Annotated in this window: 17 protein-coding genes; 13 read left to right on the top strand and 4 right to left on the bottom strand. The window is 49.9% G+C overall.

The window, feature by feature from the left end:
• Nucleotides 1-184 precede the first annotated feature (184 nt).
• The 8 genes from BIZ37_RS22265 to BIZ37_RS22300 all read left to right on the top strand — a co-directional run bounded on the left by BIZ37_RS22265 (nucleotide 185) and on the right by BIZ37_RS22300 (nucleotide 8,740).
• Nucleotides 185-1,132, top strand: a complete 948-nt coding sequence (locus tag BIZ37_RS22265; protein ID WP_187463382.1) for a FliM/FliN family flagellar motor switch protein — start codon at nucleotides 185-187, stop codon at nucleotides 1,130-1,132.
• Nucleotides 1,133-1,134: 2 nt separating this feature from the next.
• Nucleotides 1,135-1,509, top strand: coding sequence for a flagellar motor switch protein FliN (gene fliN / locus BIZ37_RS22270; protein WP_187463383.1), 375 nt, complete (start codon nucleotides 1,135-1,137; stop codon nucleotides 1,507-1,509).
• 46 nt (nucleotides 1,510-1,555) lie between these two features.
• Nucleotides 1,556-2,266, top strand: coding sequence for a flagellar type III secretion system pore protein FliP (fliP, locus tag BIZ37_RS22275; RefSeq protein ID WP_237157058.1), 711 nt, complete (start codon nucleotides 1,556-1,558; stop codon nucleotides 2,264-2,266).
• Nucleotides 2,266-2,535: a flagellar biosynthesis protein FliQ gene (gene fliQ, locus BIZ37_RS22280; protein WP_107300615.1), complete on the top strand. Its 270-nt coding sequence runs from the start codon at nucleotides 2,266-2,268 to the stop codon at nucleotides 2,533-2,535. Before fliP ends, fliQ begins: the two co-directional genes overlap by 1 nt.
• Nucleotides 2,522-3,313, top strand: coding sequence for a flagellar biosynthetic protein FliR (gene fliR, locus BIZ37_RS22285; RefSeq protein WP_187463384.1), 792 nt, complete (start codon nucleotides 2,522-2,524; stop codon nucleotides 3,311-3,313). Before fliQ ends, fliR begins: the two co-directional genes overlap by 14 nt.
• Nucleotide 3,314: 1 nt before the next feature.
• A complete protein-coding gene (gene flhB, locus BIZ37_RS22290) occupies nucleotides 3,315-4,457 on the top strand; it encodes a flagellar biosynthesis protein FlhB (RefSeq protein ID WP_187463385.1) in 1,143 nt (380 codons plus the stop codon).
• Between the two features lie 70 nt (nucleotides 4,458-4,527).
• Entirely contained in the window at nucleotides 4,528-6,624 is a 2,097-nt protein-coding gene (gene flhA / locus BIZ37_RS22295; protein ID WP_187463386.1) for a flagellar biosynthesis protein FlhA, read from the top strand.
• Between the two features lie 361 nt (nucleotides 6,625-6,985).
• Nucleotides 6,986-8,740, top strand: a complete 1,755-nt coding sequence (locus BIZ37_RS22300; protein WP_187463387.1) for a formate--tetrahydrofolate ligase — start codon at nucleotides 6,986-6,988, stop codon at nucleotides 8,738-8,740.
• A gap of 71 nt (nucleotides 8,741-8,811) precedes the next feature.
• On the opposite strand, the gene BIZ37_RS22305 is transcribed toward BIZ37_RS22300, so the two are convergent.
• Both BIZ37_RS22305 and BIZ37_RS22310 read right to left on the bottom strand, forming a co-directional pair.
• Complete coding sequence (locus tag BIZ37_RS22305) at nucleotides 8,812-10,062, bottom strand: NupC/NupG family nucleoside CNT transporter (protein ID WP_187463388.1); 1,251 nt, start codon at nucleotides 10,060-10,062, stop codon at nucleotides 8,812-8,814.
• A 389-nt stretch (nucleotides 10,063-10,451) separates the two neighbouring features.
• Entirely contained in the window at nucleotides 10,452-11,189 is a 738-nt protein-coding gene (locus tag BIZ37_RS22310) for an energy-coupling factor ABC transporter permease (RefSeq protein WP_370577511.1), read from the bottom strand.
• A 198-nt stretch (nucleotides 11,190-11,387) separates the two neighbouring features.
• Here BIZ37_RS22310 and BIZ37_RS22315 point away from each other — a divergent pair, with 198 nt between their 5' ends.
• The 4 genes from BIZ37_RS22315 to BIZ37_RS22330 all read left to right on the top strand — a co-directional run bounded on the left by BIZ37_RS22315 (nucleotide 11,388) and on the right by BIZ37_RS22330 (nucleotide 17,033).
• Nucleotides 11,388-11,888 carry a YfbU family protein gene (locus BIZ37_RS22315; RefSeq protein ID WP_187463389.1) on the top strand — a complete coding sequence of 167 codons (501 nt, stop codon included), beginning with the start codon at nucleotides 11,388-11,390 and terminating at the stop codon, nucleotides 11,886-11,888.
• A gap of 258 nt (nucleotides 11,889-12,146) precedes the next feature.
• Nucleotides 12,147-13,412: an ABC transporter substrate-binding protein gene (locus BIZ37_RS22320; RefSeq protein WP_187463390.1), complete on the top strand. Its 1,266-nt coding sequence runs from the start codon at nucleotides 12,147-12,149 to the stop codon at nucleotides 13,410-13,412.
• A complete protein-coding gene (locus BIZ37_RS22325) occupies nucleotides 13,412-15,775 on the top strand; it encodes an ATP-binding protein (RefSeq protein ID WP_187463391.1) in 2,364 nt (787 codons plus the stop codon). The genes BIZ37_RS22320 and BIZ37_RS22325 overlap by 1 nt, the downstream gene beginning before the upstream one ends.
• Complete coding sequence (locus tag BIZ37_RS22330; protein ID WP_187463392.1) at nucleotides 15,762-17,033, top strand: sigma-54 dependent transcriptional regulator; 1,272 nt, start codon at nucleotides 15,762-15,764, stop codon at nucleotides 17,031-17,033. The genes BIZ37_RS22325 and BIZ37_RS22330 overlap by 14 nt, the downstream gene beginning before the upstream one ends.
• Before the next feature lie 61 nt (nucleotides 17,034-17,094).
• Here BIZ37_RS22330 and BIZ37_RS22335 read toward each other — a convergent pair whose 3' ends face one another.
• Nucleotides 17,095-18,126: a porin gene (locus tag BIZ37_RS22335; RefSeq protein ID WP_187463393.1), complete on the bottom strand. Its 1,032-nt coding sequence runs from the start codon at nucleotides 18,124-18,126 to the stop codon at nucleotides 17,095-17,097.
• A 289-nt stretch (nucleotides 18,127-18,415) separates the two neighbouring features.
• On the bottom strand, nucleotides 18,416-19,063 hold the full coding sequence (locus BIZ37_RS22340; RefSeq protein WP_187463394.1) for an oligogalacturonate-specific porin KdgM family protein: 648 nt from the start codon (nucleotides 19,061-19,063) through the stop codon (nucleotides 18,416-18,418).
• Nucleotides 19,064-19,476: 413 nt separating this feature from the next.
• On the opposite strand from BIZ37_RS22340, the gene BIZ37_RS22345 reads away from it, so the two are divergent.
• On the top strand, nucleotides 19,477-19,854 hold a 378-nt coding region (locus BIZ37_RS22345), incomplete at its 3' end, for a putative RNA methyltransferase (RefSeq protein WP_370577516.1).

The raw sequence follows: 19,854 nt of genomic DNA on the forward strand, positions 1-19,854 counted from the left end.
GATCTTGATTCATCAAATAATTAAAAATTCATTTAAAAAATTTAATTTGCAGAAATTTGACACTTATTTACAAGCATTTGAATTACTGACAAAATGCTGATAGAAATAATCGCCTGACAGATACAAGCAATTTATTGAGCTTATTAAGCTATTAAGTTTAACTTTTATATCTTCGGGATTATTAATGAAACCGAGCATTAGCAAGAATAAAGTCAAACCGAGGAATATACATAGTTCAAAGAATGTATTCCCTATCGATATTCGTTCATTAGGAAGACCTTTAAATGCTGCTCAGCAGTCTTTATCGCCTTATATTTCCCAGTCGGTAAAAGCACTAGAGCAAACACTGAACAACATGACCCGACGAACGGATTGCCATGTCAAACTCCTCAGTTATGGGCTGGATGTCAGCTACGAGGAAATAATTGACAGAGAACCAATTTGCTTTAGCCATAATGCATTTGGTGGCCAGTGTCTTATCAGTATTTCCCAACCACTCACCCACCTAATTGCCGAAGCATTCTATGGCGGGACCCCCTGTTTTACTGTAGCGAACAATGTCAGCAATGGCACGGCTAACGAAATACAGGGGGAAAATGATATCGAACCCAACGAAGAAGGGACGATTGAGCAAACCAAAGTGCAGCCAATGAACGCCAGTGAGAAACGCGTTCAAGCCCGACTTGCTGCGACCCTACTCAATGAGATCAGCCACCAATGGCAGGTTTCCAACGAGCAACCTGCATTCAGCAATGGCGTACTGCACGCCAAATTTGCGATCCAGATAGAGCAAAGTTACGGGGAAATTCACCTCCACCTTGATGATGACCTCCTGCTCCAACTAACCGCAAAGGACGTTGCTACCCAAACCGAACCGACGAAAGTCGATAACCTGCGAGAGATGCACCTTAAGCAGGTACCGCTTCGCCTCAATGCCGTACTGAGTCGTCAGACCCTGGCCCTCGACCAAGTCATCAACTTGAAGGTGGGCGACATCATCACGACCGATATCCAAGAAGTGGTCGATGTCCACGCCGGTACGTTACCGCTCTACCAAGCCCATGTCGTTGAGCGCAATGGTCATTTGGTCTTGCAAGTTATCGATAATATTACTCCTCAGGAGCGACACTGATTATGAACGAACAAAACATCCAACACCTGCTTGATGGTGATCTGAATATTGATGCCGATGTCGCAGACATCTTTGAGACGCCAGCTGCATCAGAGACGTTGGATCAGCCAGCACACGCGCCACGTGACCTTGGTTTCTTCCGCCAGATCCCTGTAACGGTCACGCTGGAAGTTGCCAGCACCGACATCGCTTTAGGTGAACTGTTGACTGTCGGCCCAAACTCGGTGATTGAGCTGGACAAGCTCAATGGCGAGCCGCTAGATGTTAAGGTAAATGGCCGCCTATTGGGCCATGCCGAAGTCGTAGTGGTTAATGACAAATACGGCCTGCGCCTGACTGATATTGCCGAAGATGCCCTGCATGACGTCACGGCATAAAACACATATGCCGGTTTGGCTTAAATTGCTGCCTTTTGTGGCGCTAATGCTTGGCTTTTCCGGCCAAGCATTGGCCGATCAGGGGATTGCTTTTATGTCAGTGTTTGACGGCGAAAGCAATCAGGAATACTCGGTCAAGGTCCAGATCCTACTTCTGATGACGGCGCTGAGTTTTCTGCCATCCATGCTGCTGATGATGACCAGTTTCACCCGTATCATTGTAGTACTGGCGATCCTCCGTCAGGCACTGGGTCTGCAGCAAAGCCCGCCAAACCGGATCTTGATCGGTATCGGCCTGACCCTGACCATGCTGCTGATGAAGCCGGTCTGGGATCCCATCTATACCGATGCCTATATGCCTTATGACAATGGCGATATCACCCTGCAGCAGGCCGTCGCCGAGGCTGAAAAGCCGGTACGGGCATTCATGCTGGCCCAAACCTATGAGAACTCCCTCGAGCAGATGCTGCGGATTGCCGGAGACCCACTCGATCTCGAGCCTGAAGAGATCAGCTTTGCGGTTTTGATGCCGGCTTTCGTACTCAGTGAGCTAAGGACCGCTTTCCAGATCGGTTTCATGTTGTTTATTCCATTCTTGATCATCGATATCGTTGTCGCCAGCGTGCTGATGGCCATGGGTATGATGATGCTGTCACCGCTTATCATCTCACTGCCGTTCAAACTGATGGTGTTTGTGATGGTTGATGGCTGGACCATGACTGTCGGTAGCCTGACAGCCAGTTTCGGAGGCTTGTAATGGGGATCGATGCAACTGCTAACCTGTATGCCGATGCCATCTATATGATCATCTCAATGGTGGTTATCCTGATCGGCCCGAGCTTGCTGGTTGGCTTGGTGGTCGCCGTATTTCAGGCGACGACCCAAATCAACGAGCAGACCATGAGCTTCCTGCCAAGGCTGCTCACCACCTTGCTGATGCTGATATTTGCCGGCCCGTGGTTGCTACGCAACATCAGTGACTTTTTTACCTCGCTGTTCCATACGATTGCCAATGTCGTTAGCTGATAGCTTGGTAAACCTGACCTTTGCCGAAATCACCGCCATAGCCGGCCAGTTGTGGTGGCCTTTTTTCCGCATCTCGGCCGCCTTCATGACCATGCCATTTATCGGCAATGCGCATATCAACAACCGGACCCGGTTGCTATTGGCGCTGTCTGTTTCCCTGATTGCCGCGCCGCTGCTACCACCTATGCCCGCGGTTGACCCAGTATCACTCAAGGCTGTAGCGCTGGCAGGAGAACAAATTGTCATCGGCGCGCTGCTCGGTATGTGCCTACAATTCCTGTTTGCCGCCATGGCGATGGTTGGCCAGATCATGTCGATGCAAATGGGCCTTGGGATGGCAATGATGAATGACCCTGCCAACGGGGTCACCGTCGCCTTGCTGGGAAACTATTTTTTGATGTTCACTACCCTGCTGTTCCTTGCCCTTGATGGCCATCTGGTTGCTGTAGATATCATCGTCCAGAGCTTCGAGCGCTACCCGGTAGGTGGCGGCTTCGACGTGGTTTCTTTTGCCCGTTTGATTGATCTCTTCGGCTGGATGATGACCGCTGCGGTCACCATCGCCCTACCGACAATTGCCGCAATGCTCACCGTTAACCTGACTTTTGGGGTAATGAACCGTGCCGCACCGTCACTCAATGTCTTCGCTCTGGGCTTCCCGATGTCCATGATGCTCGGGCTATGTGCGGTCTTATTATCGACATCTGGCCTGCCAAGCATTTATGCCGAGCTTTGCCACCAAATCCTCAGTGAGATGCGCCTGATGGGAGGGAACTAATATGTCTCAACAGCAGAGCAGCCAAGACAAGAGCGAAAAGCCCAGCCCACAGAAACTGCGCAAAGCCAAACGTGAAGGTCAGGTCGCCCGCTCCAAGGAATTCGTGGTCGGGGTCCTGTTCATCGCTATCGCCCTTTTCCTATGGGCCTATGGGCCATTCCTCGGCGAGCAAGCTGAGAAGTTGTTCACCATCAACTACCAACTCAGTGCTGCCGAGCACAGGGAGCCCGATATCATGGCCCGCAAGCTCGGTGAAAGCGTACTGCTGCTGGCCGGCATCTTCGTGCCAATGGCGATGGTGCTGATCATCATGACGATTCTTGCCTCTATGGTGCCGGGTGGCTGGGTTATGTCACTCAAGCCTATCCAGCCTAAACTGAGTAAAATCAGCCCGCTGGCCGGTCTCAAACGTTTGTTTTCTATCAAGTCGCTGGTTGAGCTGGTTAAATCCATCCTCAAAATAGCGCTGATTTCCACCGTGCTGTATACGCTGCTCGATAACAACCTCAGCACGCTGATCGCCGCCCAGCGGGCACCGTTCGAGCAAGGTGTGGGGATCACCCTCAGCCACATTATCAAGGCACTGATCTACTTTGGCATCGTGGTATTGCTCATCGGCTTGATCGACATGCCCTACCAGCTTTGGAACCACATCAAAGAGCTCAAGATGACCAAGCAGGAAGTGAAGGACGAGCACAAGAACAGCGAGGGCCGGCCTGAGGTCAAACAGCGTATCCGGCAAATCCAGCAACAGATGTCGCGCCGCCGGATCGATAACTCGGTGCCGACTGCCGACGTTATCCTAACCAACCCGACCCACTATGCCGTCGCCCTCAAGTACGATCTCAACCGGGCCGGTGCTCCCTTTGTCGTTGCCAAGGGCGAAGACGAGATGGCCTTGCGTATCAAGGCGATTGCCGAGCAGCACCAGATAGAGGTGATAAACCTGCCGCCGCTGACCCGGGCGATTTACTTCAATACCCGGATAGATCAGGAAATACCGGGGCCGCTGTTCGTCGCCGTGGCCCATGTACTGACCTATGTAATGCAGCTGAAGGCTTATAAAGAAGGTAAAGAGGAAAAGCCCCAACCATTGCCGAGCTTTGCCATCCCGAAGCAACTGTTGATCCCGAATAAACATTAGTGCAACCAACAGATACAACAACACTACCACCAACAACAATAAGCAACGTCAACTTTGAGCTAGAAGTCCTATGAAAGCGAAACTGCAACAACTGTTTCCGAACCTGACCAGCAGTTACCTAGGGATCCCCGTCATGCTGCTGGCGATCCTGGCTATGGTCATTTTACCCTTGCCGCCATGGCTGCTCGATGCCCTGTTCATCTTCAATATCGTACTGGCAGTCATTGTGTTGCTGGTTGCGGTATCTAGCAAACGGCCACTCGACTTTTCGGTGTTCCCGACCATCTTGCTGGTCGCCACCCTGATGCGCCTGACCCTCAATGTCGCTTCGACCCGGGTGGTGTTGCTCAACGGCCACCTCGGCGGGGATGCTGCCGGTAAGGTGATCCAGGCTTTCGGTGATGTGGTTGTCGGCGGGAACTATTTCGTCGGTATCGTGGTGTTCGTTATCCTGATGATCATCAACTTCGTGGTGATCACCAAAGGGGGCGAACGTATCTCCGAAGTCTCGGCTCGCTTCACCCTCGATGCCCTGCCGGGCAAGCAAATGGCCATCGATGCCGACTTGAACGCTGGCCTGATTGACCAAGACCAAGCCCGTACCCGCCGTGAAGAGGTCGCCCGCGAAGCAGACTTCTATGGCTCGATGGACGGTGCCTCCAAGTTTGTCCGCGGGGATGCCATTGCCGGTTTGATGATTCTGGTCATCAATATCTTGGGCGGTATTACCATTGGTATGGTGCAGCATGACTTGGCTGCCAGCGAGGCATTCCAGCGTTTCGCCCTACTTACTATCGGTGATGGCCTCGTCGCACAGATCCCGTCGCTGCTACTGGCGACAGCTGCTGCCATTATCGTTACTCGGGTCAACGACAGCGGTGATATCTCGGTTGATGTCCACCGCCAGATGCTCGCCTCGCCAGCCACCTTGTTTACTGCGTCGGCTATCATGCTGATCATCGGCCTGGTGCCGGGTATGCCGCACCTTGCTTTCTTTATCTTTGCGGCAGTATTGGCCTACGCCGGTTGGAAGCAAAGACGGATTGAAAGTGATCCCGAGCCGCTCGAGCAGGCCGAAGCTGTTGCTGAGGCCATTGCCCAGGACAATACCCCGACTCTGGGCTGGAATGATGTACCGGTAGTCAACCCAGTTGCTCTAGAGTTGGGTTACCGTTTGGTCAATTTGGTCGACAAGAACCAAGGCGAGCCGCTGGCCCAGCGCATTCGCGGGGTAAGGAAAACCATCACCGAACAGGTGGGCTTTTTGATCCCGGAAATTGCGATTCGTGATAATCTCAAGCTCAAACCCACCCAATATTCCCTATTGCTTCATGGTGAAGTGATCGCGCAAGGTGATATCGACCCAGAGCGCCTGATGGCCCTTGCGGTTGGTGAAGTTTACGGCCAACTTGATGGCGTACTCGGCAAAGATCCTGCTTATAACCTCGATGCGGTGTGGATTGAGCCCGCCAACAAACCCCAAGCACTTAACCAAGGCTATTCTGTGGTTGATGGCGCAACAGTCATTGCAACCCACCTTAGTAAAATCATCAAAGAGCACCTGGCCGAGCTATTCTGCCACGATGATGTCGAGCGCTTGATGGAACGCCTTGGCAACTCGGCGCCCAAACTGATGGAGGCGTTGACCAGTCAGCTCAACCACCAACAGCAAATGCGGGTATTCCGCCAACTTCTAGTGGATCAAGTGCCAATCAAGGACATCGCCAATATCGCTTCAATCATGGTCGAGAGCAGCGAAATCACCAAAGATCCCATCCTGATCGCTGCCGATATCCGCAGTGGGCTCAAACGCTCGCTGACCAATAGCCTGGTTGGCTCGAGCAAGGATTTCAACATCTACACCTTGAGTGACAACCTTGAGAAAATGCTGCTGACCTCGCTAAGCAAGTCTCAGCAGAGCGGTGGCCAGACGGCATTGGACAGTTTCCCAGTAGAGCCTAGCCTACTCGCCCAGTTGCAGCAGAATATGCCGGCGGTCAAAGAGCAGCTCAAGCAAAATGGCTTCAAGCCGATCCTGCTGGTAACGCCGCAATTAAGACCACTATTGGCCCGCTATGCCCGAACATTTGCCAAGGGCCTGGTGGTGCTTTCTTATAACGAAATCCCCGAGGACAAGAACATCAATGTGCTTGGCCACTTAGGTTAACCAGCCCTCGAACTGTATTTGTCCCTTCTTCTTTCTAGGCTGGCACCTGTTGGGTGTCCGGCCTGGAGAGAAGAGGAAGGATAAAGAACATTTTGCCCTTTACCAAGGCAGTAAAATCAAGTTTCAGAAACAAAAAAGTAACACCTGATTTTCCCTTACCCATCAATAACTTCATCTATACAGCCAGTTACCCAAATAACATCCCCATAAAGATTAACCAATCTCGTGACATATCTATCCGCATTTATCGCTTTACCCGTGATAAAATTATGGTATAAATCCAACGCAAACGATTGCGCAACTCATAAAGCCTGCTTGCGCGATATATACAAAGTTACCAAATGCGAGGTTATGGTCGTCCATGAAAAGTGATATTGAAATTTGCCGTGATACATCGCTCACTCCGATTGATCTCATCGCTCAGCAGGCTGGCCTGCTACCTGAAGATTTGACTCCGCAAGGCACATTAAAAGCCAAGGTGAAACCTTCTGTCCTCAAGCGCTTGGCTGACAAGGAAGAAGGTAAACTGGTTGTCGTAACAGCAATCACCCCGACCCCATTGGGTGAAGGCAAAACCGTAACCACCATCGGTCTTGCCCAAGGTCTGGCCAAAATCAACCAGTCGGTGATGGCATGTATTCGCCAGCCATCAATGGGCCCGGTGTTCGGTGTTAAAGGCGGTGCCGCAGGTGGCGGTTACAGCCAGGTTGCGCCGATGGAAAAGCTGAACCTGCACCTGACCGGCGATATTCACGCTGTGACAGCTGCCCACAACCTTGCCGCAGCCGCAATCGACGCCCGTGTTTACCACGAAGAGCGCCACGGTTACGAAGGCTTTAGCGAAAAAACCGGCATGCCAGCCCTACGTATCGATATGAACCGTATCGTCTGGCGCCGTGTAATGGACCACAATGACCGTGCCCTTCGCATGATCACGGTTGGCAAGAACCAGCCAGGCAAAACCATTAACGGCCTTGAGCGTGAAGACGGCTTTGATATCTCGGCGGCTTCAGAGCTAATGGCAATCCTAGCCCTGTCAAAGGATTTGGCTGACATGCGCCAGCGTATCGGCCGTGTCGTATTGGCCTATGACCTAGATGGCAAACCAGTCACCGCAGAAGATCTCCAAGTTGCCGGCGCAATGGCCGTGACCATGGTCGAGGCGATTGAGCCAACCATGATGCAAACACTGGAAGGGGTACCGACCCTTATCCACGCTGGCCCATTTGCCAACATCGCCCATGGCAACTCGTCGATTATTGCCGACCGTATCGCCCTGAAACTGGCTAACTACACCATTACAGAGGGTGGCTTCGGCTCAGACATGGGCTTCGAGAAAGCCTGTAATATCAAGGCACAGCAAGCAGGCCGTGGTCCAGATTGTGCTGTGGTTGTTGCTACCCTACGTGGCTTGAAAGCCAACTCGGGGCTGTATGACCTGCGTCCAGGCCAGGCACTGCCACAGGCTATCTTCGAAGAAGACGGAAAAGCGCTGGTTGCGGGTTTTGAAAACCTGAAATGGCACATCAACAACGCGGCCAAATACGGCGTACCTGTTGTTGTGGCAATTAACCGCTTCCCGCAAGATACCGATGCCGAACTGGCACAGCTAAAAGCGATGGTTGAAGCCGAACAGTTCGCTACCCATGTCGATGTAGCGATCAGTGAAGCTTTCGGCAAAGGCGGTGAAGGTGCTGTTGAACTGGCAAAAGCGGTGACCCGCGCCTGTGAAACCCCAGCTAACTTCAAGCCACTGTACTCATTGTCACAAACGCTGGAAGAAAAGCTGATGACCGTCGCCGAGGTTGGCTACGGCTGCCGTGGTGTTGAGCTGTCAGATCTAGCCAAAGAGCAACTGGCCCAGTTCAAAGCCCAAGGTTATGATAACTTGGCACTTTGCATGGCGAAAACGCCGCTGTCTATCAGCCATGACCCTAGCCAGAAAGGCGCACCGAGCGATTTCATTGTTCCGGTCCGTGAGCTGAAACTATGTGCCGGCGCTGGCTTTGTCTACGCCCTGTGCGGTAACGTGATGACGATGCCTGGCCTACCGGAAAAACCTGCCTACCTAGGTTTGGACATTGATGCCGACGGTAACATTGTTGGCTTGAGCTAACCGCCCAGCATCAAGTACAACCTAGACCATAAAAAAACGCCAGCACTTGCTGGCGTTTTTGTTTCTCAGGCTTATATCAAACAGATAAACAACCCGGCCACAGTGGCATTGAGCAAGTTAGCCAGTGTCGCCGCCACCAGCGAGCGTACACCCAAGGTGGCAATCTCATGATAACGGCTTGGGGCCATCACCCCGATACTGCCCAGCATGACCGCAATTGAGCCGAAATTAGCAAAGCCACACAAGGCAAAAGCGATAACCGCCTCTACCCTTGGTTCCAATATACCCTCAGCAATCATTGGCGCTAGCTGCGAGAAAGCCACAAACTCATTAATAGTGGTCTTGGTCCCGAAAATTACCGCCATCTGTTGGGCTGAATCAAAATCCCAGATCCCGGCCATAAACGCAAACGGCAAGAACAAGTAGCCAAACACCACATCCAGGCTCAGCTCTGGCATACCAAACCAACCACCAATGCCAGATAACATTCCGTTGATCAGCGCAATCAAGCCCACAAAGGCCAGTAGCATAGCACCGATGTTCAAGGCGACTTGCATGCCTTGCGCGGCCCCTTGTGCAGCTGCATCGATCACATTGGCGGGTTTTCGCAGCTCTTGTTGCTGCTCCTCCACACAACCCGTCGCATCCTCTGTTTCAGGGATCATCAGCTTGGCCATCATCAAACCGGCAGGGGCTGCCATAAATGAAGCAGCCAGCAGGTATTCCAGGGGGATCCCCATCTGGGCATAACCCACCAGCACCGAGCCTGCAACCGAGGCCATGCCACCCACCATTACCGCAAACAGTTGCGAGCGGGTCATGGTTGGCAAATATGGGCGGATCGTCAAAGGTGCTTCAGAGATACCAAGGAAAATGTTCGCGGTCGCTGAAATTGACTCAGGACGGCTAGTGCCCAGTACCCGCGCCAATCCGCGGCCTAGGGTATTTACAATCAGCTGCATGATGCCAAGGTGATAGAGTACCGAAACCAACGCAGAGAAAAACACCACCACCGGCAACACCCTAAGGGCAAGGACAAAACCATTGCCGCCAAACAACTCGAACATCTTGTCTGACACAAGGCCACCAAACAGGAAGCCAATACCGTGGTTGCTGTAATTGATCACCGTCTGCACACCGGCAGAAAAATCCGATAGCGCCTCACGGCCAAACGGACTGTAGAGGACAATGGCAGCAAAACCCATCTGGATCGCCAAAGCACCCAGAACCGTGCGCCAATTGATACGGTCACGTTGTTCAGAAAGGAAATAAGCCAAAACAATCAGCAACAAAATGCCGATCACACTGGATAGAACTTGCATAGATAACTCATAGAAACAATCAGGCAGTGCCGCACCCTGGGGCGTGTTGTCCAGAGTCAGTTAGTTGTTCAAAACAACCCGATCCAAAGTGCTTGGGGCGCTACCTAGGTACACCTCTGCCTGGGATAAAATCTCAGGCACCAAATGCACTCGATTTCCCTCTGCTTTGAATCCTTGCCTCCTGGCGGCATTTTGTTCGTATGAATGAAAAAAACGGGGATTCTCGCGCAATATGCGAGTGGGCACGGAAAAACCGTGCAGAAAAACGCGCGCAGGTTAAGCAGTTTTATGACCAACTGCAAGGCATGCAGAACCAAGCGCTAAGGAAAACAGCAAGCTGGGGAAAAGACCATCAGTTCCATTGACCAGCCCAAACCAAGATTACCAAGCTATTTGCTGAGGTAATCGTTATCATGGAAGGTTCTCACCCACTGCGGCTGGTATACCACCAGTAGGGTAATTGCCATGCCGTTGATAAGGGCTTCGGGGAAGAGTAGCAGCGGCATCAGTACCAAATAGTTTTCGACAATATAGTGCCAACTATACAAGCCGCTCACCCACATTACCCCACTATTGAGCAGTTGATGAGCCGCAATGGTTAACGCACCGTTAATGAATGCCGCAACGAAAATATAGACAAAAAGGTGGCGGTTGAGGTACCGATAAGTCAGGCGAAACAGGCAAAAACTCAGCCAAGCCGGGAAAATGACCGACACCACGAGATAAATACCTATATCCGCAACGGGTAACAAACCAAAGGTAGCAAGTAACAGTGCTGGGAACACCCCGATTAATGCCGCTATCCGCCAACCATGACACAACGCCAACGTGGTGAGGGCCAAAAAATGCACCTTTAATCCATCGGCTAATCCGGCCTTGAGGCTCCATAGTAGAAACAAAACGACCACACTAGCAAGAACCCAGTGCTGGTAGTCCTTTTCCTGCCGAAACTTGGGCCAAAACTCCCTGGGAAAGCTGGCAACAAGTGTTATCGCCGCAAGTAATATTCCGGCTATCTGTAGACCACTCATCACATCTGGCATCCCTGTTTCATCCCCATTAAATGTCCCCTGAAAATCCCTCTCAACCCCATCACGCCAACTACGTGCTTCAAAACAATAATCCACTCAAGCAATTCCCTAAATCCATGTAATAATTAGGGAGATAGTTGGATTATTTCGCCTAATCGCAGTGGATTTGGATAGACTTTATACGATTAGTAATTTTTAACAAAAAAAAGTTAGCAAGACGTAACTAGATCAATTTTTTTTCGATTTATCCTGTTAACCTCAATGCCAGCTCAATAAAAATTAAGGCCTATCATTATGGAAATGACTAACGCACAACGCCTGATCCTCTCTAATCAATACTACTTGATGTCTAAGCTCACGCCAGAGAACGAAGCCAAATACCGCCGCCTACAAACTATCGTAGAGCGTGGTTACGGCCTACAAATGCGTGAACTGGACAAAGAGTTTGGTGATCTGCCTGAAGAAAACTGCCGTGAAATCATTGATTTCATGGAGATGCACCACGCGATGCAAGAATCTTACAAAATGCTGTCTGATGATAACCAGAAGCAAGTGGATCAGCGCCGCCTTAACTTCCTTGGTTTTGATGCTGCAACAGAAGCCCAACATGTCCACTACGTGCGCTTCCTGACAGAAGAAGAAGGCCTGTACCCTCAGTTCGACAAATCAGAGCACATGTTCAACAGCCAGGTGCCGATGCTGGAAAAATACCAGCGTATGCTGCGTACATGGCGCAACTGCCCTCGTCAGTACCACTTGTCTACCACTGAGATCCAACAGGTTCTCAACGCCTAAGTTACTCTCAATTTCTTTTCAAGCCGGAGCCCTCGCTCCGGCTTGTTGTATCCAAGTCTTGACAGCCCTTCCAACATAACAAAAATGTGAGCCCTGCCGATAAATGCTCGCATCGCGTGTCAAGTTTGACCCTTATGTTATGCAAAGCATGATAAAAGCGATAAACCACTAATAATTCAGATTATTAGCCGCTTATTACGCTACTCTTGGCATCTATTTCCCTGTATACACATAAACACTCTGGCTAGCTGATCTGCAATGATGAAATTAATATATGCCGTCATACTCCTTTTCTCGCTCTCAAGTTGGGCCAAGCCAACCGATCAGCTGATCATCCTGACCACTTTTACTGTCGAATCACTACAGCCACTCCTCAAACAGTTTAAGCAGCTTTACCCCGAGGTACACTTCACTGTTCTCCATCGCCGCGAGATATCCGGCTTGCGCTTGCTCAGCTATGACGATCATGACATTGACATCGTCATCTCTTCATCGCGATCTCTGTTTACTCCGCTGGTCGAAAAAGAGCGCTTGTTACCTCTCAACGTGCTCAATTTTGATACGGCCTTCCAACAACAGCGCTTTTTGCAGGACTCCATTACCAATGTTGCCATCTTTGGTTATTCCGGCTACGGGTTAATGTGGAACAACGATTATTTGGAGAAACACAGGCTCCCCTTGCCGAATAAGTGGGAAAGCCTTGCCGATCCCCGCTATTTCAACCATTTGGTCATGAGCAGCCCAGCCCGCTCTGGCACCACCCATGTTATGGTTGAAAATATCCTGCAGCATTACGGCTGGAAAAATGGTTGGAAGCTACTGCTTCAGATCGGGGGTAACCTGTCTTCTGTCTCTGCCCGTAGCTATGGTGTAAAAGACAGCATTGCCCGGGGTTTAGCCGGTGTCGGTCCGATCATCGATAGTTACGCTTACGAAAGCCAAAAGCTATTTCCGTTTATCCATTTTTCCTATCAACCGAAAAGCCCACTAATACCTAGCTACATTGCGGCGGTCAAAAACCTCAACCAGGCAAGACGCAGTATCGAATTTATTGAGTTCCTGCTCTCTGAAGAAATACAACAGAACTTATCGACCAGCTCACTCAATAAATACGCGCTGGACCAAACCATGGCGCAACCATTTGAAATTACGCCAATAGATCACAAACTGATGGAAGAGCGCTCGATCTTAGTCAAGCAACTCTTTGAACAGACAGTAAACCGCCAGTTAATTCGCCTTAACCAAGCATGGCAATTGATCCACAAAGTTAGGCAGCGCAACGACTTATCCTCTGAAGAGCTACGCCAATACAACCTCGCTATCCGCCTGGCCTCAACACCACCCATCTCTGAAGCCCAGTCGCGTAATTCCCAGATGCGAAGTGCTATCAGTATGTCAAGAACCGATGTGTACACTGCTCGCCTACTAGATGAATGGCGCATATTGATGGCGGAACAACTCGACCAAGCCATCAGTATCTGTGAAAAATTGCTCGAGGGCAGCAAGCACGAGGGGAACAGGTAATGCTACTCGGCAACACCATAGGTAACCGCCTCATTGCCTCGATCGCCCTGATGGCCTTTTTGACTATTAGCGTCAGCGTGATAGCCATCATCAACTGGGAGAGCCTGGATGACCAGATCCAGGCCATGGTTGAGACAAACATGCCGACCTTACGGGCAAGCTATCAGCTGGAGCGAAACACTGCCGCCCTGCAAGCGGCACTGAACGTGCTTAACAGCAATACCGACCCAGTTTTGCATGCTGAGTTAAAGCAAAACATCAATGACAAGCTGGCCAAAATCAATACGACCATCGACCAAGCAGCCAGTCTTAAATTTCATGATGCCATCAAGGCAGAGCACATTACCTTGCAAAGTGATATCAAGGTATATGCAGGCCTGTTGTACCAACGAAATACTCACATTTCTGTTCTGGCACAGACCGAAAACAACCTCAAATGGCTGCACCAGGACATGATTGATGAACTGACCCCCATTCGTCAGGAAGTCGAATGGCAGCTGACACGGATGCTGCCAAATGCGTTGGCATCGAGCACAATCAATGACGTGATGACCGAGTTTTCCCTGCTTCAGGCTATCACGGTGAAAGAAAACGAACTGCACCAACTGGTGCAGGAAATTATCCTACAGCGACAACAAAGGGATATCAGTAACGCCTTCTATTTCATTGGCTACAAGACCAAAGCGCTCAGCAAGATGAGCCAAAGCCTAAGCCACTACCCTTCTACCGTCTCTTACAGGCAATTGTTAGATGAATTGATAGCCCTTGTTGAGCCTGGCGGTATCCTAGAAAAGCAATTGCTGCATGATTTTCAGCTTTACCAGCAGATCAGCGATTACCAAGACCAGATCCAAGCTCAACTGGCCTATCAAGAAGAGCTGATCCTGACCATGGTGGAGCAAGAGGACGCTGCACTCACTAAGCTCAATGAGAAAACACGTCAGGCGATCTCTATCAGCAATGTCATTCTGTTTGGCACTATGGTCATCACCTTATTTCTATCGGTAATGCTGTCGATTTACCTGGTCGGCCAAGGCATCGTCAAACGTCTAAACCTGTTGTCACAGGACTTGCTCGCGGTGACCAACAACCAGCACGATGCAACTATCCAGGTGACCGGTAATGATGAAATTGGCCAATTGGGAGACAACTTGCGTGAGTTCTGCCGCCAAATGCAGGAAATGCAACAAAGCAATGCTTTAAACCTGATCAACAATACCCAGGCCAGTATCATTACCTGTAGCCTGGAAGGCACTATCGAATCCGTCAACCCAAGCGCCCTCAACTTGTTCGACAATATCGAAATGCCGCACAACCGAGCAATTTGGGAACTATTTAGCCCAACTATGCACGCTCGGTTGCGATCGCTATTCAACGAAAATAGCCCACTGTTCAGCCTCGGAGGCTGTAACCTAACCCTGAAGCAGAAGAAAGTGGATCTTGAAAACCTCTACCTGCGCTTGGATTTCCGCCTGTTCCAGCAGGGACAGCAGAAAAAGGTGATCATCACGATGACTGATATCACCGAGCAAGAGAAAGCGGCACGCTGGTTGGAAAAAATGGTTCGGGAAAAGACCCACTCCCTGACCAGCCGTAATCGCCAACTGAAATTAGAGATAGAAGATCGTAAACGGGTAGAAGCCGACTTACGCGCAACCCAAGACGAGCTGATCCAAGCGGCGAAAATGGCTGTGGTCGGCCAGACCATGACCTCACTTGCCCATGAGTTGAACCAGCCACTCTCGGCTATCTCTACCCATATCTTTACCGCCAAGTTAGCACTAGAGAAGCAACGCCTTGATCAACTGCCAACATCATTAAGCAAAGTCGAAAACCTGGCTTCCCGCATGGGGCGTATCATTGCCAGCCTAAAAAGCTTTTCAAAAAAACAGTCATCCGACAGCCCAATCAAACAGGTAGAGCTCAACGCATCGATCAAACAGGCAATGATGATTGTCGAAAGCAGGGCCAAGTTCCAGCAGACAGAAATCCATAACTTATTGGCTGGGCCCTATTTCTGCCATGCCGATCAGGTCCAGCTTGAGCAGGTTCTGGTAAACCTGTTAGTTAATAGCTGCGATGCCGTTGCCGGAAGCGAGCATCGAGAAATTACCATTGAATCCCTTGACTGTCAGGCTGGTCGATGTCGCCTGGCAGTCAGTGACAGCGGCAATGGATTTGCCGCCGAAATCATCGAAAAACTCTTTATTCCCTTTACCACAACAAAAGAGGTAGGGCTTGGCCTTGGGCTAAGTATCTGCCGTTCAATCATGAACCGCTTTGATGGCGATATTTATCTCGCTTCAAACTTGCAAGGCGGTGCCATGGTCGTGTTGGAGCTAAACAATTATGATAATGAATAATGATATAGAAGTACTGATCATTGATGATGACCATGATGTATTGGAGTCATATCAACAACTTCTAGAAATGTCAGGTTTTAAAGTCAAAGCCATTACTGACCCAACACAGGCGACATCCCTGTTACACAAGAACTGGCCCGGTGTGGTCGTTACCGATATGTACATGCCAGGGCTCAGCGGCATGGACTTACTCGAGTTCATCAAAAACTTAGATCCTGAATTGCCTGTCATTATGATCACCGGCCACGGTGATATCCCGATGGCCGTCGACGCGGTCAAGCGTGGCGCGCTCGATTTTCTGCAAAAGCCACTGCAACCCGCAGAGTTGCTGGCCCTGCTTGAGAAACACTTACCGCAGCGCAAAAGCACTATCGAGCAACGTGAATCTATCGGGCAGTCCACCAGTGAGATTTTGCTGGGTGAGAGCCCCCTAATCGTGAAGATCCGTGAAAAAGTGACGCAAATGGCACTGACTTGCAAAGATGTGCTGATTGAAGGCGAAAGCGGTACGGGCAGGCACACTGTATCCAAGCTACTTCACCAACACAGCCAACTGCACAAAGGGCCGTTTGTTGCCACCCAAGGTAGCAAGATCACCTGTACAGCCGATCTTCAGCGCGCCATGATCTCAGCCCGCAGCGGCAGTATCAGCCTGAATGAACCTCAGGCCATGCCTCTGGAAACCCAGCAGTGGCTGTGCCGCTTTCTGTTAGAGCAAGAGCGCCAGAACAAAAAAGAAGTGCGGGTATTGGCGATAACCGGAGCTAACCCTGAAGCGTTAGTCGAGCAAGAAGTGTTGTTGCCCGAGCTTTTCTATTTCTTAAGCCAAGTACGCTTTCAGCTTCCGTCGTTGCGCCAACGGGTCAGTGATATCGCGCCGTTGTTCAAATACTTCCTAAAGCAAAGTTGCCAGAAACTGCACAAAGCCGTACCTGCCATCGATAAAGCTTACATAAATACATTGAATCGCCACGCATGGAGCGGCAATGTTCTAGAGCTGAAAAATGTGGCGGAGCTGTATGCGATAGGGATAGTGAAGCTGACAGGACAAGACAGGACCAAGCCATTAGAGCAAATGAGCAGCCCGCTTGATGATCTGGTCGACAGCTATGAAAAACAAGTCATTGAAGATGCGCTGTACCTGTTTGCCGGCCGCATCAACGATGTGTCCAACTACCTGCAGATCCCGCGCAAGAAACTGTATTTGCGGATGAAGAAACACAGTTTAGACAAGGCCGAGTACAAAGCCAAAAGCTAACCCACCTTTGGGTAGCGCCATAACAATGAAGCCAGCTTGCGCTGGCTTCATGCATGCTGCGTTAGTACTCGTAACGCAGGCCGAGGAACATATAATCATCATCGGTGTTACCGGAGAAACCACCCGATTGATTATCTTTACCATCCCGGAATACATAGCTACCGAAAATAGATGAACGCAAGGTCAGGCGGTATTGCGCTTCCAAGGTGGTATCACTGAGTTCAAGCTCATCGCCGTCACTATTTTCAAGCCAGCGGTAGCCGCCACGCAGCACCCAGTCATCGTTGACTTCATAGACAGCGGTAAACTCAACCACCTCATCCTTACTCTTCGTACCGAGGTTGTTATCCACTTCATCCTCTGAGTAAATCAAACCCAGCACCAGATCGCCGATATAGTAACTGGCACCGACACCCCAGACATAGTAATCACGGTTGCTGTCATCCCCTTCGTTAGCCTGGTAGATGGCAACCGGTGCGAGCTTACCGGCATTCCCCAAATCAAAGGTATAGCGCAGTGCAATGTTGTAGCCAGTATCCAAGTCTGACTCGCTATTGCCTAGGATATAGGCGAGCGACACGTCGAGATAATCATAACTGTTTTGGTATTGCAGCGTACCGTCTTGGCGGAATACCTGGGTCGCCGTAGCATCTACTTGCCCTACCTGTCGGGCAATTGCAATGTCAGAGCCAGCAAACACATCAACAATGTCGGTAAACATGATCAAACCCGATGCGACACGGCCACCGGTGTACCTACCGTACTGAGATGCATCAATACCAGCCCATACATAACGTGCAGTCAGATCACTCGAGTCAGAATCAAGGCTATTGGCAAACTCAGCAGCTCCCACTTGGTATTCAGCCCAACCGATCACCGAAATATCATCATTCACCGTTTGTGAACCACCTAGCCCAAGTCGGGCATCGAACTTGCCTTCCACATCGCTGGAGCCTTTATCGGTAATGTTGAACGCCAAGCGTCCGTAAACATCAATTGTCGAGCCATCATCTCCTTGGAAAATCGTCCCCGCCTGAGCATAACCGGTACCCAATAATGACGATACTGCCACTGCTAATGCTACTCTTTTCATGTTCAACTCCTGTTGTACATTTTTATTGTCGAGGCCATCGCTTGCCTCGTTAAAAGCACTGCTACTCTATGAACGCTCAATGCTCTTTCTAAAAATCAAGCACTTATTTGCGCCTAATTAGCATAGTACAGATATGCGGATATTGAATATTTGTTGCAAATTTATTGAACTTTTATGCACAAGAGAGAATGAATGATTTGCCACTCGCATTAATCGTTTTAAACGAAACCAAAAAAGGGAAGCAATAATGCTTCCCTTTATGGCATCCAATCCAGAGTTTCAAGTGGGCTTAGAAGCCGTATGAAGCACCGAAGACAAGCGCATTGTTGTCGTTGTCACCTTGGTTGCGGTACTCGATGTATGGCTGTACACCTTGGCGGGTCCAAGTAGCACGTAGTTCGTGATCCATTTTCTCGGCTTCAATCATGTATACATTGTTGTATGACAGGCCAAGCTCCATATCTGCTAGGTTGTAAGCGATACGGTTGTCCATGCGGTAGTCTGTATCGCTGTCAGCATCAGTTGCATCAATGTGGGCACGGGTACGGTTGCTGATTGCAAGGCCGTTGTCAAAGTTGTAGCCAATCTTGATCAACGGGCGGTACTGCAATGATTTGCCATCGTGTAGCAGGTGCTGGTAACCGACTGCAGCCCACAGGTTGTCAGTTAGGTTGAAAGCTTGCTCACCGCCAACAGTAACATATGCCGCATCTGCTTCATTTTCCAATGCACCAATTTGAATGCCATCGAACTCGGTGTAAGCAGTAAAACCGCCCAGAGAGTTAGTGAACGTGTGGCCTGCCTCTAGGGTAGAAGTCGCACTTGAACCATGGAAAGCCCTGTTGTCATGGAACTGAACGTTACCCGTTACGTAAGATGACGCCATTGCGCCTTGTGCCATTACCAATGCGACTGCGCCTAGTACAAAACGTTTCATTATGAACTCCTAAAGAAAATACTCGCGGCATGTGTGCCATCTTGTTTTTTTACGGCGTAAATTATTATTCAGAAAATGGATGTAATCGACAATGAACATCACCCAATCTACTTATTGCCCAGCAACAGAATAATATTCCAACCCATCCCTAGGGTATGCAATCCAACACCAACAACCACTGGATATAAAACCAAAAATAGAAAATAAAACACTTCCTTTGAGATGAAAAATATCCGAGATGGCTGAATGGAAGCTGAACATGAAGCACGGATTTATCTTTAAAATATAACTGTGATCTAGATATAATTTTACAGCGCGAAATATGTGATCAATATCCTTTCTTCCCAGCGCTTGCAGGCGTATATAGGCGGCGTTTACAATATTCCATCTACTCTTTCAGCTCGGTAACACCTATGTCATACCAATGCCCTCTCTGCCACCAACTGCTTACCCAACAGGACAAAACATGGAAATGTGCCAATAATCATCAGTTTGATCAGGCCAAGGAAGGGTATGTAAATTTAATGCCGGCTCACCATAAAAGCTCAAAGAATCCGGGCGACAACAAAGAGATGATGCAAGCTCGTCGGCTATTTCTCGATGCCGGCCACTATGCCCCAATGCGTCAGCAGGTGATTGAAAAACTGGAACAACATTTACCAGACAATGCAGAACACCTTTTGGATATCGGCTGTGGCGAGGGGTATTACACTTCTGGCTTTGCCGCCGCTTTGGCGGAACATCCAGCATTAGAAGTTCACGGGTTGGATATTTCAAAAGTGGCGGTACGC

It is taken from the genome of Photobacterium sp. BZF1 (assembly GCF_014349205.1).
Taxonomy (GTDB): Bacteria; Pseudomonadota; Gammaproteobacteria; order Enterobacterales; family Vibrionaceae; genus Photobacterium.